Annotated in this window: 12 protein-coding genes and 1 pseudogene; 7 read left to right on the top strand and 6 right to left on the bottom strand. The window is 67.9% G+C overall.

The window, feature by feature from the left end:
• Window positions 1–12: 12 nt before the first annotated feature.
• From pstA to phoU, 3 genes and pseudogenes are all read left to right on the top strand, one after another.
• Window positions 13–1,689 (top strand): phosphate ABC transporter permease PstA, encoded by a 1,677-nt coding sequence (gene pstA, locus LRG10_RS09085; protein ID WP_201167522.1) that lies wholly within the window; start codon window positions 13–15, stop codon window positions 1,687–1,689.
• 116 nt (window positions 1,690–1,805) lie between these two features.
• Window positions 1,806–2,558, top strand: a pseudogene (pstB, locus tag LRG10_RS09080) (phosphate ABC transporter ATP-binding protein PstB); the annotation flags it as partial.
• 11 nt (window positions 2,559–2,569) lie between these two features.
• The gene (phoU, locus tag LRG10_RS09075; RefSeq protein WP_238635206.1) at window positions 2,570–3,310 is read left to right on the top strand and encodes a phosphate signaling complex protein PhoU; all 741 of its coding nucleotides are present in this window, start codon (window positions 2,570–2,572) and stop codon (window positions 3,308–3,310) included.
• Between the two features lie 211 nt (window positions 3,311–3,521).
• Here phoU and LRG10_RS09070 read toward each other — a convergent pair whose 3' ends face one another.
• The 6 genes from LRG10_RS09070 to LRG10_RS09045 form a co-directional block, all read right to left on the bottom strand.
• The gene (locus LRG10_RS09070) at window positions 3,522–4,052 is read right to left on the bottom strand and encodes a phosphatase PAP2 family protein (protein WP_238635205.1); all 531 of its coding nucleotides are present in this window, start codon (window positions 4,050–4,052) and stop codon (window positions 3,522–3,524) included.
• Window positions 4,037–5,242: a glycosyltransferase family 1 protein gene (locus LRG10_RS09065; protein ID WP_255772168.1), complete on the bottom strand. Its 1,206-nt coding sequence runs from the start codon at window positions 5,240–5,242 to the stop codon at window positions 4,037–4,039. The genes LRG10_RS09070 and LRG10_RS09065 overlap by 16 nt, the downstream gene beginning before the upstream one ends.
• 77 nt (window positions 5,243–5,319) lie before the next feature.
• Window positions 5,320–6,492 (bottom strand): ABC transporter ATP-binding protein, encoded by a 1,173-nt coding sequence (locus LRG10_RS09060; protein WP_201167498.1) that lies wholly within the window; start codon window positions 6,490–6,492, stop codon window positions 5,320–5,322.
• Complete coding sequence (locus tag LRG10_RS09055; RefSeq protein ID WP_238635203.1) at window positions 6,489–8,171, bottom strand: ABC transporter permease subunit; 1,683 nt, start codon at window positions 8,169–8,171, stop codon at window positions 6,489–6,491. Before LRG10_RS09055 ends, LRG10_RS09060 begins: the two co-directional genes overlap by 4 nt.
• A gap of 121 nt (window positions 8,172–8,292) precedes the next feature.
• Window positions 8,293–9,441 carry an ABC transporter substrate-binding protein gene (locus tag LRG10_RS09050; RefSeq protein ID WP_238635202.1) on the bottom strand — a complete coding sequence of 383 codons (1,149 nt, stop codon included), beginning with the start codon at window positions 9,439–9,441 and terminating at the stop codon, window positions 8,293–8,295.
• A 220-nt stretch (window positions 9,442–9,661) separates the two neighbouring features.
• The gene (locus LRG10_RS09045; protein ID WP_201167496.1) at window positions 9,662–9,880 is read right to left on the bottom strand and encodes a helix-turn-helix domain-containing protein; all 219 of its coding nucleotides are present in this window, start codon (window positions 9,878–9,880) and stop codon (window positions 9,662–9,664) included.
• Window positions 9,881–10,072: 192 nt separating this feature from the next.
• On the opposite strand from LRG10_RS09045, the gene LRG10_RS09040 reads away from it, so the two are divergent.
• From LRG10_RS09040 to trpD, 4 genes are all read left to right on the top strand, one after another.
• On the top strand, window positions 10,073–11,365 hold the full coding sequence (locus tag LRG10_RS09040; protein ID WP_238635201.1) for an acetyl-CoA carboxylase biotin carboxylase subunit family protein: 1,293 nt from the start codon (window positions 10,073–10,075) through the stop codon (window positions 11,363–11,365).
• Window positions 11,366–11,499: 134 nt separating this feature from the next.
• Window positions 11,500–12,558, top strand: coding sequence for a UDP-3-O-(3-hydroxymyristoyl)glucosamine N-acyltransferase (gene lpxD, locus LRG10_RS09035; RefSeq protein ID WP_238635200.1), 1,059 nt, complete (start codon window positions 11,500–11,502; stop codon window positions 12,556–12,558).
• 36 nt (window positions 12,559–12,594) lie between these two features.
• The gene (locus tag LRG10_RS09030) at window positions 12,595–13,587 is read left to right on the top strand and encodes a zinc-binding dehydrogenase (RefSeq protein WP_238635199.1); all 993 of its coding nucleotides are present in this window, start codon (window positions 12,595–12,597) and stop codon (window positions 13,585–13,587) included.
• 26 nt (window positions 13,588–13,613) lie between these two features.
• Window positions 13,614–14,696 (top strand): anthranilate phosphoribosyltransferase, encoded by a 1,083-nt coding sequence (trpD, locus tag LRG10_RS09025; RefSeq protein WP_238635198.1) that lies wholly within the window; start codon window positions 13,614–13,616, stop codon window positions 14,694–14,696.
• Window positions 14,697–14,788: the final 92 nt, after the last annotated feature.

Here is a 14,788-nt window from a genome sequence, read left to right as displayed (position 1 = left end):
GATGCCGCAACGATGCGCGACTGGTTCAACAAGGGAACACCCTGGATTTGGCTCAACGCCGGGGCCGTGGCCGTATCACTGGTCATGGTGGCGGGGCTCATCGGCCATATTGCCTACAACGGCCTGCAGCACTTCTGGCCCAGCAATGTCGTGGCCTTCGAATACCAAGAGCCCGGGCGTGACGCCGAGCAGGTTCTCGGCGAGGTCGACGCCGCGGAGACCCTGACCGCGCCGGCGGCCCGCGAGCGCGGCTTCGAGGTGGACGACGACGATGCGCTGATCACCCGCTACCGGATCAAGCGCGGCAACCGGGACGTCGATGGCCGGGACTTTGTTTGGTACGCCGACGTCAACATGTCGGAGTGGAGTCACCCCAAGGATGCGGTGGTCATCGAGCGCCGGCAGTGGGGGGATTTCATCGGCTACCTGCGCGACGTGCGCATCGACGGGGAGAAGGTCGAGACGGTCAGCGACGAGGGCGACGCGACCTGGGACCGTTTCCTGGAGCTCTACGAGGAGAATCGCTCGCGGATCCAGGAGATCCAGCGCATCGAGCGCGTGGAGATCGGCGCGGTTAACGCCGAGATCGAGGAGATCCGCCTGACCGAGCGCCAAATCGAGGCCGACCTAACCCTGAGCGAGGAGGAGCGCACCGAGCAGCTCGAGGCCCTGGAGGCCGAACGGGACCGCTGGGAGGGGGAGTACGCGGAGCTCGAGCAGCGGCGCAACGAGCTGCTTGAGGAGGTCGGACGCTACGCCGTGGGGATGGAGACCGCCGCGGGTAAAGAGGTGGTCATCGCCATGGGCGACGTGGTCAAGCCATGGCGACCGAACGCCATGAGCGTCTGGGACAAGGCCCGTTTCTACGTCGGCGACTTCTGGGACTTCGTCAGCGGCTATCCGCGGGAGGCCAACACCGAGGGCGGCATCCTGCCGGCGATCTTCGGCACGGTGCTGATGACCATCGTCATGGCCGTCTTTGTCACACCCTTCGGCGTGCTCGCGGCGATCTACCTACGTGAGTACGCCCGACAGGGGCCGCTGACGCGGATGATCCGCATCTCGGTGAACAACCTCGCCGGCGTCCCGTCCATCGTCTTCGGCGTCTTCGGCCTCGGCTTCTTCGTCTACTTCGTCGGGGGTGGAGTGGACCAGCTCTTCTTCGAGGAGCGCCTACCGGCGCCAACCTTCGGCAAGGGCGGCGTGCTCTGGGCCTCACTGACCCTGGCGCTGCTGACCCTGCCGGTGGTGATCGTCTCCACCGAGGAGGGTCTCTCGCGCATCCCCGGGTCGATCCGGCAAGGGGCGTTGGCCCTGGGGGCGACTAAGGCGGAGATGCTCTGGCGGGTGGTGATCCCGTTGGCGACGCCGGCGATGATCACCGGGCTGATCCTGGCCGTGGCCCGTGCGGCCGGCGAGGTAGCGCCGCTGATGCTTGTCGGCGTGGTCAAGCTGGCCCCGCAGCTGCCGGTGGATGGGAGTTTCCCGTACATCCACCTGGAGCGCAGTTTCATGCACCTGGGCTTTCACATCTTCGACGTCGGCTTCCAGAGCCCCAACGTCGAGGCCGGGCGGCCGCTGGTCTACGCCACGGCGCTGATCCTGGTGCTGGTCATCATTGTGCTCAACCTGACGGCCATCTCGATCCGCAACTTCCTGCGCGAGAAGTACAAGGCCGAGAGCGATTAAGAGAGGGAGCTATGAACGCTACCAATTCCCCGTCCGCACCCACCCACGGTTTCAGCAGCGAGGCGCTGCAGGACCGCCAGCGGGATGGCTCGGCGGCGAGAAAACGGCTGGGCAGCGATATCTGTCTGCAGACCCATGAGCTCAGCCTCTGGTACGGGGAGGAGCAGGTGCTCAAAGGGGTCGACCTGGAGATCCCCCGAGGCCAGATCACCGCCTTCATCGGGCCTTCAGGTTGCGGGAAGTCGACGCTTCTGCGGTGTTTCAACCGGATGAACGACCTGATCGACAACTGCCGGATCGAAGGGCGCATCACCCTCGACGGTGACGAGATCCACGCCCGGCGCATGGATGTACCCGAGCTGCGCCGCCGGGTCGGCATGGTCTTCCAGAAGCCGAACCCCTTCCCGAAGTCGATCTACGAGAATGTGGCCTACGGTCTGCGTCTTCAGGGCGTGCGCAATCGCCGTACCCTCGATGAGGTTGTCGAGAAGTCGTTGCGCCGGGCCGCACTCTGGGACGAGGTCAAGGACCGGCTCCACGAGAACGCCTTCGGCCTCTCCGGTGGGCAGCAGCAGCGGCTCGTCATTGCCCGGGCCATCGCCGTGGAGCCGGAGGTGCTGCTGCTCGACGAACCGGCATCAGCCCTCGATCCGTTGGCTACGCTCAAGATCGAGGAGTTGATGTTCGAACTCAAGGAGCGCTACACCATCGCCATCGTCACCCACAACATGCAGCAGGCCGCGCGGGTGTCGGATTTCACGGCGTTCCTCTACCTCGGTGAGCTCATTGAGCACAACGATACCGATACGCTCTTCACCAATCCCGGCAAGAAGCAGACCGAGGATTACATCACCGGCCGTTACGGCTGAGGAGACCGCCGATGACCGACGAGAACCCCACCGAAAAGAGCTTCTTCCAGGAGCACATCTCCCAGCGGTTCAACGCCGAACTGGAGGCGATCCACGACCGCGTTCTGAGCATGGGCGGCCTGGTGGAGCAGCAACTGGCCGATGCCGTGGCGGCGATGGCCGAGTCGCGGACGGAACTGGCGGAGAAGGTGGTAACCAGTGACTACCAGATCAACGCCCTGGAGGTGGCCCTGGACGAGGACTGCACGCAGATCCTGGTCCGCCGACAGCCCACCGCCTCGGATCTGCGCCTGGTCATGGCGGTGATCAAGACCATCACGGATCTGGAGCGCATCGGCGACGAGGCGGAGCGGATCGGGCGAATGGCGCTGCACTTCCTCGAGCTGGACCGGCAGAACGGTCCGATCGAGGAACTCGGCGAGATGGGCGAGCATGTGCAGGGGATGCTGCGCGGTTCACTGGATGCCTTCGCCCGCATGGATGTCGAGCAGGCCGTGCGCGTGGCGCAGCAGGACATCCAGGCGGATAGTCAGTACGAGGTGATTGTCCACCGTCTGATGGATCAGATGATGCGCAGTCCGGAGACCGTGCCGCGGGTCATGGACGTGGTCTGGACAGCTCGTTCGCTGGAACGCATCGGGGATCGCGCCCGCAATATCTGCGAATACGTGGTCTACTTCGTCCGCGGCAAGAACGTGCGCCACACCAGCTTCGAGCAGATGGCCCAGGAGGCCACTGGGGATCGGCATTAAGGGGCCGCACCGGGTGCCTAGGTTTGCCCCGGCCCGGCTGGCTGTCCGGGCCGGGGAGTAAGGACGGCGGTCTGCGCGGCTCCCGCTTGGCCGGGGTGGCAAGGCCGCTTGAGCCCCTCTCTTGAGTCCGGGGTCGGCAGGGTTGTCCGTGCCGAGGGGGCAGGCCGCGCGTCTTGTGCATCGCAGCCTTCCACCGCTTGGGGGGTCGCATCTACACCACGAGCAGCCACAGGCTGCCATGGGCGATGAGGGCGCCGAGCAGGGCACCGGCGAGGACGTCGGTCGGGTAGTGGAGCCCCAGGACCACCCGCGAGGCGGCGATGAGCCCGGCGACCGGTATCAGCCACACGGCAAGGGCCGGGTAGTAGGCGCTGGCCAGCAGGGTGAAACCGACCGCGTGCAGGGTGTGCCCGGAGGGGAAGCTGTAGCGGTCGAGGGCCGGGGTGGCCGGGATCAGGGCCGGATCCACCTCATACGGACGCAGTCGTCGCGTGCCGCGCTTGATGAGCGTGTAGAGCAGGGTGCCGACCAGGCCCGCTGCGGCCATGTGCAGCACCGCAGTCGCTCCGTTGATCCCCTCGATCAGGAGGATACCGGCCATGAGGCCGTACCAGAGCCCACCGTCGCCCAGACGACTCGCCGCGACGAACACCCGGCGCGACAACTGCCGTTGCTGGACCCGGCGCAGCGCCAGGCAGAGAAGCAGCTCCCACTGCTGAAAGCGGATCAGGGCTTGCTGCATAGCGTGACCCCTCCTCGGTTCAGGCCATCGTGTCCCCGCACGGCCTCGGCCAGGATGTGGCCGAAACGCCGAGCGACGTGTTGCCAACTCAGGGATTCAACCCCGGCGCGGGCGGCCTTTTGCCAGCGCTGGCGGGTTTCCGGAGCGAGGAGCGCGGATCCGACGGCGGCCTCGATCCAGCCGCCGGGGTCGTCCCGGGCAACAAGGCGGCCACTGACGGCGTCCTCGACGTGGCGATGGGCAGCGGCGTAGTCGAAGGCGATGACTGGCACCCCGCTGGCCAGTGCCTCGAGCGTCACGTTGCCGAAGGTCTCGCTCAGGCTGGGGAAGAGGAACAGATCCGCCGAGGCGTAATAGCGGGCGAGGTCCGCGCCGCGGCGCACACCGGCGAAGATCAGATCCGGGTGCTGACGCTGGAGTTCCGCGCGCATCGGGCCGTCGCCGACAAGTACCAGTCTTGCCGCCGGCTGTACGTGCTGGATATGGCGGAACGCCTCGACGGCCAGGCCTAGGTTCTTCTCCGCGGCCAGACGCCCGACATAGAGCAGAACCGGGGCACGGTCATCGGCTCCCCAGCCAGCGCGCAACGTGGCCGAGCGCCGGTCCGGGTGGAAGCGGTGGGTGTCGACCCCCCGGCCGAGGGTCTCGACGTTCCGGTAGCCCCGCTCGGTCAGTGCCTCGGCCAAGCGGGTTTCAGGAACCAGTGTCCGGTCGGTTCGATTGTGGAATCGGCGCAGGTAGCGCTGGACGGCCCCGTTCAGCGGGCCGAGCCCGTAGTGGCTGGCGTAGGTATCGAAGCGCGTGTGGAAGCCGCTGACGGTGGGTAGGCGCAGGCGGGCCGCCGCCCGCTGCGCCGACCAGCCCAGGGGCCCTTCCGTGGCGATATAGACGGCGTCCGGTCTTTGGCTGCGCCAGAGCTCTTCGAGGAGGCGGGGGCGGACGAGGCCGCAACGGACCTCCCGGTAGCCCGGTATCGAAACGCCGCAGACCGGGTAGAGGTTGGTCTCCTGGCCGCGTGGACGCGCCGGGTGGTGGGGCACGATCAGGTCAACCCGGGTGGTGTCCTGTCTCAAACCGGCGACCAGGTGCGAGAGCGTCGTGGCCACCCCGTTGGCTTCCGGGGCGTAGGTTTCGGACACGATGCTCACGCGTTGCAACGGGGCGGGCGGGGGTAAGATCTTTTTGCTCATGGCCCCCGAGTCTGCGGGGGCCATGTTGCAGGGTCGTGATGGCTGCGTGAGCCGGGGATGACAGTGATCCGCCGGCGTCAGGCTGTCCGCAGCTGGCAGTCTGCGGCGCCTTCCGGGGCGGAGTTGGCAGCGGTTGGCTCGTCGCTGTAGGCGCAGGTCCCTTCGGTATCGATGGCCAGCTGCACGGGGCCGGCGGCGTCCAGCGGATGGCGGGAAAAGAACGTCAGCGGCTCATCGCCGAGGCGGCATACCACCCGCCAGTGGTAACCCTCGAAACAGCACTGCTCCACGGTGGCCGTGACCAGCTGCTCGTCGGCGCGTGCTGGCTCGTCCGCGCGCAGCGGACGGATGGCTTCCGGACGGATGCGGACCGTGGCTCCAGTGCCGCGGGGCTCGCCCCGGGCATGGCCGCGAACCGTCATGTGCGTGCCGCCGCTGCGGACGCTGAGGCGGCCTTCGCCATCGTGGCCGACGATCTCGGCCTGCAGCTGGTTGTTGTAGCCCACCAGGCCGGCAATCCAGGCGTTCGACGGCGACTGGAAGACCTCCTTCGCCGAGCCCACCTGCTCGACCTGACCGCCGCGCATGACCACCAGCCGGTGCCCCAGGGCGACCGCCTCGTGGATATCGTGGGTGACGTAGATGGCAGTGGTCTCGAGCCGCTGCAGCAGCTCGGCGAGCTCGATGCGCATCTGGATCCGCAGCTGGGCATCGAGGTTGGACAGGGGCTCATCGAACAGAAGCACCTGCGGGTCCGTGGCCAGCGCGCGTGCGATGGCCACCCGCTGTTGCTGCCCGCCGGAGAGCTGGCGCGGGTAGCGCTGTGCCATCCCGTCCAGGCCGAGCATGCCGAGCAGCTCCGCCGTGCGCGAAGCCCACACGGCCTTGGGCACACCGCGATGACGCATACCGAAGCGGACAATGCGCTCCACGGTCATGTGCGGCCACAGGGCGAAGTCCTGGAAGACCATGTTCACGGGGCGCTGCTCGGGCGGAACGACGGCGCCGGGCCGGGATACGCACCGGCCGCCGATGCGGATGGCCCCCGCGCTGGGCGTGTCGAGCCCGGCGATCAGGCGAAGCAGCGTGGACTTCCCGCAACCGGAAGGGCCGAGGATGGCGATTACCTCGCCGGGGTGGATGTTCAGGGAGGCCTGTCCCAGCGCCGGGACCCCGTCGAAGTGGCGGCTGACGGCGTCCACCTCCACGCCGGCGGCCTGTGCCCGGTTGGCGGGTTTCGTCGTGGTCATGATCGTGATGTCTCCGTCGTGGTTTCGAAGTAGCTACGGAACAGCCGTCGGGCGCTGAAACGGACTGTGACGATGACCGCTGCGGTGATCAGGCAGACCACGACCGTTGCGGCGGTCGCCCATTCGTACTGCACCGTGCGGAAATGCTCGTCGATGATCACCGGGATGGTCGGGAAGCCCGGCGGCTGCAGCATGGTGGTGATGGCCAGGTCGAAGACACTGGTGGCGAATACAGCGAGGCCGGCGGAGAGCAGGCCGGAGAGGGTCAGCGGCAGGAGGATGGCGCGGATGCGCGTCCACAGGCCAGCTCCCTGGAGTGCGGCGCTCGACAGGAACGATCCCGGCGTCTGGGACATGGCGCCGAGCAAAACCCGCACGGCGATGGGCACCGAGGCCGCTGCCGAGCACAGGGCAATCGCCCAGCCGCTGCCGTAGACCTGGATGCCGATGTCGGCCAGCCAGCGCTGGTTCCACCAGAAGATGTAGCCCACGGCCAGAACAATGCCGGGAACCGCCAGCGTGACGGTCGAGGCCACATCGATGAAGCGCCGCAGCCGGTGCCCGCTGTAGGCCAGCAGATACGCCGCCAGGAAGCCAATGACCAGGGCGATGGCGGCAGCGGCGAAGGCGATCCCGAAGCTGTTCTTGAGCGCCGGCAGCAAGGCCGAGCCGCTGGATAGCACGGCCTGGTAGTTGGCCAGGGTGAGATTGTCCCAGCTCAGGCCGGCCCCGTAGCGCTCCATGAACGAGACGGAGAGGCTGGTTCCCAGCGGGGCGAAGACCGCCAGGCCGAGGAACGCGAAGGTGATCGCCGAGAGGAGCGGCCAGAACCGGGGCCTGGGGCGCTGCCGCGGCGTTGCCGCCGCGGTGAGGAAATCCCGGCCGCCGCCGCGCAGCACACGGATCTGGATGGCGATCGCCACGGCAACCATCGAGACCAGGACCGCGGCCAGCACGGCGGCCCCCTCAAAAGATACGGGTACGGTCTGGATCTCGGTGCGGATGACGTAGGGGATGAGCGGGAAACGGAACACCGAGATGAAGGCGGCTGGCAGCCCGAAGTCACCGATGGTATCCACGAAGACCAGGATGCCGGCGGCCAGCAGCGCCGGGAGGAGCAGTGGTAGCCGGATGGTGCGGAATACCGTCCACGGCCGCGCGCCGGAGAGCCGGGCGGCGTGTTCGTAGCGGCTGACGTCCCACTGCAGCGCGGCGCTGAAGGCCAGATAGGCCAGCGGGAAGTTGGCCAGGCTCATGACCAGGATCAGCCCCGGCAACGAGAAGATGACGTCCCCGGCCCAGGGGATGCCGAGCAGCGAGGCGGTGCCGCCGCTGCGTGCGAAGAGCACCCAGCCCTGGGCGATGATGAACGACGGCATCACCAGGACGAACCAGGCGGAGAAGTCGATCAGCCCCGACCCCGGGAAGCGCCAGTGGTGCCGCATCCAGGCGAGTCCGACGCCAATGGCCGCGCCGAGGACCATCGTCCCCAGGCCGAGCAGCAGCGAGTTGCGCACCGCGTTGCGCCAGAGGCTGCGTTCCCACAGGTCGCTGAACAGATCGAAATTGCCGAGTTGCAGGCTGCCCAGGTACAGCTGCGGGAAGGCCAGGTGGGCCAGCATGGCGGCCAGCGGGAGTCCGACCAAAACGATCAGGGCGGCCGTCACCGCCCAAGCCACTGATCGGTCCCCCGGGCCGGAAAGGCGGCGCCACCGCCCGGTCAATGCGGCCCCGCTGCGGGCCGCCTGCCGGGCGATGGTGCTGGTTGCTACCTGAGAGAGTCGAGCTGCCTGCACCGGCTCACGACCCCGACTGGTCGGCGAACCACTGCTTGATCTCGTTCTCGACGTCGCCGGCCCACTCGTAGTCCGTGAACTCGTAAGGGGTCACACGGTCGAGAAACTCGTTCGGCGGCAGCAGCTCGTTGGGATCAGCGCCTTCGACCAGCGGCACGAAGTACTTGTTGCGGTGCTCGATCTGGGTGAGATAGGTCTGGGTGTCCGCCTCGAGCATCCACTCGATGAAGGCCCGGGCGTCATCGGCCACGGTGGTGTCAGCGCTGATCCCGGTGGCGCGGGCGGCCCCGGGGGTGCCCTCCGCGGGGTAGACGATCTCGATGTCGGCGTCCTTCTCCACCTCGCCGTAGGTGTTCGGCTCCTCAAGGCCGGCGACGCAGATGTCCCCGGCCGCCAGGGCTTCGGCCACCGGGCTGTTGGAGCGGTACATGCGGACCCCGTTGTCGAAAACGTCCTCCCAGAAGGCGTAGCCGTCGTCCATGCTCTCCTCGAAGAACCAGGACACGTAGGGGTAGGCCGGGCCCGAGATGGCCGGGTCGGGCATGCCGACCTTGCCCTCGAAGGCCGAGTCGCGCAGGGCATCCCAGCCGAGTTCCTCGACCCGCTCCGTGTCGGCGCAGTTCGGGTTGTAGACCAGGAGCGCCGGGGCGTTGACGGTGACCGGCCACCACGCCGCATCCGGGTCCTGGTCGTAGATCTGGCGGCCCAGGTCGTTGTAGCGAGCCGCGTTGTCCGGCTGCCAGCCATCGTCGAGGAGCTGTCCCTCCTGGTAGAGGCGGTTCACGCTGCCGTGGCCCTGGACGTAGACCACGTCCCACTGCGGGTTGGCGCGCTCCGCCTCGATGCGGGCGAGGATCTCGCCGCCGCTCATGTCCACGATCTGGACCGGGATCCCGGTGTCGTCGGTAAACCGCTCGGCGATGGCATCGCCGTGGTCGTGGAGGTAGACGGTGAGCACGTCGTCGCGCAGTTCGACCTGACCGGCGTCCACGTCATCGGCATCGATCGCGCCGGTCGGGACGTCCTCGTCGCCGGAGCAGCCCGCCGTCATCAGGATACCTCCGGCGATGAGGGCGAGCACGGCGCTGCGCGTGCCCGGGCTGGGAAGGCCGATGCGGGCGGCATCGTGCCGGGAGGTTTGGGGTCGACTCATGGCGCACCTGTTCAGTTGCGGTGGGAACAGTGCGGCAGTGTGGGAGCCGCTTGTTGCGGTTCGGTTACGGCCGGATAACGGTGGGAAGACGTTGCGGTTGCGGGCTGTTTGCACGCGGGCACAGACGGCGCGCGGCGTATGCCGGCGCTAGGGGCAGGGGGTGCTGTGAGGAGAGGGGTGAGCGGCGGACAGCCGTATCGTCCGCCCTGCGCGGGTCAGATCAGAGTGCTGCCCGCTGGGGTTTGACTTGGCGGGGCTCTGCGGGGTAGCCATGAGTCGGGTGCTTACGGCGGGCAGCCGGATACACCGGGGCCGTCAGCCACGTTCGCAGCGATTGCGGGTGGATCGCCAGCTCGTCGGCGATCTGCTCGATCGTCCAGCCGTGCCGGTACATGCGCAGCGCGGTGTGGTAAAGCTCCGTGGGGCTCTTGCGGGCCATTGTCGAATCTCCTTTGAGTGCGTTTCGTGTCGATCTATTCAGATTAGACGGCAGCCTGGCAGTCTGCCGTGACGTGGCGATGCCGTTCGCGTGACATTTGCATGACGGGCGGTTCCGGGCGGGCCCGGTCCGCTATCCTCAGCGAGGCGCGCGAAACCGTGCTGGCGATCTTGGTTGCAGGGGGAAACCGATATGAAGTTCGGCGTTATCAATCCTCAGCCCTACATGGAGCCGGCGCTGGCGGAGCTGGAGCAGGAACATGAGGTGGTGCGTCTCCACCCTGAGCACTGGAGCGAGGGTGAAATCAGCTCCACGGCGCGGTTCTGCCGGGAGCAGGGGGTCGTGGCTGTCGCCGGGTTCGCGCAGAAGGACGCCTTCCACCATCTGCTCATCAATGAGCGCCTGGGCAACCCAGTCCCTTCGCGGGTGGCTTTCTTCTACTGCATGAACAAGTACCTGATGCGGACCCTGGAGCGGGATGCCTTCTTCTACGCCCCGGTCGACCCGCTTCAGGAGAGCGATGAACAGATCGCCGCACGAATCTCGGCGCACGAGTGGCCCTTCATGCTGAAGAACACCTCGCTGTCGCTCGGCCGGGGGATCTTCCGTATCGCCAACCTGGAGGAGTTGCGCCGGGTGCTGGCCGATTACCGGCAGGACCGGGAGCTGCAGCGGGCGCTGGCGCGGCAGTGTGCGGCCTACCTCGAGGGGGTGGCACCGCAGCAGGTGCCGGCGCTGGCACCCCCCTTCGTGGCCGAGCATCTGGTGGATATGAGCCGCGCCACGGAATACTGCTACGAGGGCTATGTCACCGCCGATGGCCAGGTTGTCCACTACGGCCTGACCGAGGAGATCTACTTCTCCAACCATCAGGCGCTCGGCTACCTGACGCCGCCGGTATCGATCAGCCGGGACATGGCCGACACCATCGAGGCGTGGGTCTCCGCCTACATGCAGCGACTGGCCGCTCTCGGGTACCGCAACCAGTTCTTCAATCTGGAGTTCTGGGTGATGCCAGACGGCTCGCTGCACCTGACCGAGATCAACCCGCGAGCGGCTCACAGTTACCACTACAACTACCGCTACTCCTTCGGTAGTTCTCTCTATGCGGACAATCTACTCCTCGCCGCTGGCCAGCGGCCGGCTCGTCCCACGCCTTGGGATCAGTGGCGCGCGGGGGCGCCGCACCGATTCACGCTCATCGTGCTGATCACCGCCCGGGAGCCGGGCCGGGTGGGGGATATCCTCGATTACGATTACGTGGATGCACTGGAGGCCGAGCAGGGCGTCCTGATCCGTCATGTGCGCCAACGCGACGAGGTCATCCGAGAGGCGGAACTGTCCGCCGCAGGCGTGATGCTCCAGCAGCTGTGGATCGCCGGTGACAGCTCGATGGAGATCATCGCGCGGGAACGCGAGATTCGCTCGCGCATCTACCGCAACCCGCAGGACGCCGTTGGCTATCCGCCCTTCTGGCGGATCTGATCGGAGCCGGCTGGAGGCCGGGCAACCCGTTCGGTTACGATCCCTCGGCTACAGTGGGGGGCCGGGGCGCGTGCGGGGATCCGGGATGGGCCCGGTCGGGGCCGGCTCCGCGAACACCGCCGCCAGGAGGAAGCATGACCAGCGCCATGACCATCCAGGAACTCGCCGCGCGGGTCGGCGCTCGGGTGGCCGGTGACGGGGACCGCCCGGTCCGCCGTGCCGCCACGCTGCTCGGGGCCGGGGATGATGCCGTAACCTTCTGCACCAGCCAGCGCCACTTGAGCGACCTGCGCCGCTGCGCCGCGGCGGCCGTGCTGGTGCGCGCCGAATACGAGAGCGAGTGCCCGGTCACCGCGCTGGTGGTGGGCGACCCCTACCTGGCCTTCATCGACGCGGTGGAGCTTCTACATCCCGAGGCGCCGGCGCCGACGGGGGTCCAGTCCGGTGCCGTGGTCTCGTCGGAGGCTGTGCTGGAAGACGGGGTCAGTGTCGGTCCCAACGCGGTGGTCGAGGCCGGGGCGATGCTCGGCGCGGGCAGTACAGTGGCTCCGGGAGCCTTCGTCGGAGCCGCGGCCCGGCTGGGGGCGGGCGGCTGGCTCGGTCCCAATGCGGTGCTCGGTGGCGGGTGTCGCACCGGTGAACGGGTGCGTATCCATGCCGGAGCGGTGATCGGTGCCGATGGCTTCGGTTATGCCCCTCTGCCCGATGGCAAGGGGTGGCGCAAGGTTCCGCAGATCGGCGCGGTCGAAATCGGCGATGACGTTGAGATCGGTGCCAATGCCACGGTGGACCGCGGGGCGCTTGAGGACACGGTCATCGAGGCCGGGGTCAAGCTCGATGACCACGTCCACATCGCCCACAACTGCCGCGTGGGTGCCCGTACCGTCATCGCTGGCGCCGCAGTCGTTGCGGGCAGCACCATCATCGGACGGGATTGCATGATTGGCGGGCTGGTCGCGATCACCGACAACATCCGCATCGCCGACGGCGTCTCTCTGATGGGGATGACCGGGGTCACCGGATCGATTCGGGAGCCCGGCGCCTACGCCTCGCCGCTGCCGGCGCAACCGGTCCGGCAGTGGCGACGCAACACGGTTCGTTTTACGCAGCTCGACAGCCTCTTCCGTCGTGTCCAGGCACTGGAGGGGCATCGCGGTGGGGCCGCCGAGGAGGGCGGGGGCAGCGATGGCTGACCGGTGCCGGCGTCGATGTTGGCGTGCAGTGGCTTGATGCCGGTGCGGGCGCTGCGACTCGAGGCGCCGGGGCAGGCGCGGATCGTCGAACAGGCGCTGCCGGCGGATACGGCGGAGGAGGTCGTGCTGCACGTCCTCGCTGCCGCGATCTGTCGGACGGATGCACGCATGTGGCAGTCCGGACATCGAGATCTGGTGTTGCCCCGTGTCCTCGGGCATGAGCTGTGTGTCCGCGGCGAGGATGGGCGTCGCTATGCGGTCTGGCCCGGGGCGAGCTGTGGCCGCTGTCAGGCCTGCCGGTCTGGCGCCGAGAACCTCTGCCGGGCAGTGGCGGTTCTCGGGTTCCATCGTGATGGGGGCATTGCGCAGCGGGTGCGCGTTCCGCGTAGCAGCCTGGTGCCGGTACCGGGGGAGGTGCCGGATGCCGTGGTCTGTCTGGCCGAGCCGCTGGGCTGCGGCGTCAACGCGCTGAACCAGGCCGGGGTCGAGGCGGGGGAGCGGGTGCTGATCCACGGTGGCGGGCCAGTAGGGCTGCTGCTGGCGCTGGCGGCCCGAGCGCGGGGCGCCCAACCGCTGGTTGTGGAGGTCGATGCGGAGAAAGCCGCACTGAGCAGTCGCTTCCAGTCCCTGAGCGGCGTGGTGGTCACGCGGGAGGAGCCCGGGTATGGCTGGGACGTGGCCATCAACGCCACTTCGTCGAGCCACGCCCTGTGTGCGGGGCTTCAGCGGTTGCGCTCCGGGGGGCGATACGTCGTTTTCAGCGGCCTGCGGCAGGAGGCCGGTAGGAACGATCTTTCGCGCCTGAACGAGGTGCACTATCGGCAGCTGCATCTGGTGGGGGCTTTCGGGTGCACGCACGCCTCAGTAACGGAGGCGGTGGACCTGTTGGCCGGGTACCGGATGGCGGCCGGGGCGCTGATCGAGGCGGTGATATCCCTGGAGGAGAGCCCGGACGCCCTGCGTCGAGTGGGGCAGGGGGGTGTTCTGCGTTTTGTCGTGCGCCCGGAGGGGGCCGGTTACCAGGCTTGAAAGGCAACCGCTACAGGGAATCAGTTATGTCCAGTGAAGAAGAAGCACTGCGGGGCTTCGGAAAGATAATCAGCCGGGTGGCCCGTGGGGAGGAGCTGTCCCGGGAAGAGGCTGCGGACGCTTATCGGCAGGTCATCCTGAACGAGCAGCCCGAGCTCCAGCAGGGCGCCTTCTTGGCGGCCCATCAGGCCCGGGGACCCACTACCGAGGAGTTTTCCGGGGCCTGGGATGCCCTCGATGCCCACGATACGGTGAAGATTCACCCGCGGGTGGACGGCCCTGTGGGCGACATCGTCGGCACTGGCTCCGACTCCCTGAAGACGGTCAACGCATCGACCCCTGCGGCCCTGATCGCCGCCGCCTGTGGATTACCGGTGGCCAAGAAGGGGGCGCGACTGGTCACCGGGGTATCCGGCGCATCCGACGTCCTAGAGCGCCTCGGCGTAGACCTGGAGGCCCCGATGGCGCGGGCCGAGGCCTGCCTGGAGGCCCACGGCATTGGCTATTTGCCCGGCGAGGCGTTCCTGCGGTCTGGATGGGCGCGGCTGATCCAGCGCATGCGCTTTACGTCGGCGTTCAACATTGTCGGCCCGCTGGCCATGCCCTGTGCCCGTACCAGTCATATCGTGATCGGGGCCTATTCGCCCGGGGTGTGCGATCAGCTGGTGGCGATCCTGCGCGAGATCGGTATGCAGGCGGCGCTGGCCCCATTCGGTCGAGCCGAAGGCGAGGATCCGCGGTTCGGCATGGATGAAGTCTCGCCCTGCGGCCCGACGCGGCTCGTGCAGCTCAAGGCTGGGCGGATCGACACGTTCGAGGTGACCCCGGCGGATTTCGGGCTACCGACGCGGCCGCTGGCACAGATCGCCAGCAGTAATCGCGCCGAGGATAACGCGCAGCGCATCCTGGCGACCCTTGAAGGCCGCTACGATACGCCGGAGGCCGATTTCTTCGCCATGAATGCGGCCGCGTTGCTCTGGCTCGCCGACCGGGCCCCAAGCCCGGCACGGGCCACGGAACAGGCCAAGGAGGCACTGGCCACCGGGGGCGCACTCAAGAAGCTCGACGCGCTGTGTCGCGTCCAGGGAGGGGTCGGGGCGGTGGCGTAAGTGGGTGGCGGGGGGGGGGGGCGGCCCCCCCCCCCGCGCCCCCCCCGGGGGGGGGGGGGCCCCCCCCCCCCCCCCCCGCCCCCCCCCCCCCC

Origin of the sequence: Halorhodospira sp. 9628 (assembly GCF_022228075.1) — a bacterium.
GTDB lineage: Bacteria > Pseudomonadota > Gammaproteobacteria > Nitrococcales > Halorhodospiraceae > Halorhodospira > Halorhodospira halophila_A.
This window is presented reverse-complemented; position numbering and strand designations above follow the sequence as displayed.

Coding starts and splice junctions, on each gene's coding strand:
- LRG10_RS09050 (WP_238635202.1), bottom strand. CDS start 9,441: ATGAGTCGACCCCAAACCTCCCGGCACGATGCCGCCCGCATCGGCCTT.
- LRG10_RS09030 (WP_238635199.1), top strand. CDS start 12,595: ATGCCGGTGCGGGCGCTGCGACTCGAGGCGCCGGGGCAGGCGCGGATC.
- pstA (WP_201167522.1), top strand. CDS start 13: ATGCGCGACTGGTTCAACAAGGGAACACCCTGGATTTGGCTCAACGCC.
- lpxD (WP_238635200.1), top strand. CDS start 11,500: ATGACCAGCGCCATGACCATCCAGGAACTCGCCGCGCGGGTCGGCGCT.
- trpD (WP_238635198.1), top strand. CDS start 13,614: ATGTCCAGTGAAGAAGAAGCACTGCGGGGCTTCGGAAAGATAATCAGC.
- LRG10_RS09060 (WP_201167498.1), bottom strand. CDS start 6,492: ATGACCACGACGAAACCCGCCAACCGGGCACAGGCCGCCGGCGTGGAG.
- LRG10_RS09065 (WP_255772168.1), bottom strand. CDS start 5,242: ATGAGCAAAAAGATCTTACCCCCGCCCGCCCCGTTGCAACGCGTGAGC.
- phoU (WP_238635206.1), top strand. CDS start 2,570: ATGACCGACGAGAACCCCACCGAAAAGAGCTTCTTCCAGGAGCACATC.
- LRG10_RS09045 (WP_201167496.1), bottom strand. CDS start 9,880: ATGGCCCGCAAGAGCCCCACGGAGCTTTACCACACCGCGCTGCGCATG.
- LRG10_RS09040 (WP_238635201.1), top strand. CDS start 10,073: ATGAAGTTCGGCGTTATCAATCCTCAGCCCTACATGGAGCCGGCGCTG.
- LRG10_RS09070 (WP_238635205.1), bottom strand. CDS start 4,052: ATGCAGCAAGCCCTGATCCGCTTTCAGCAGTGGGAGCTGCTTCTCTGC.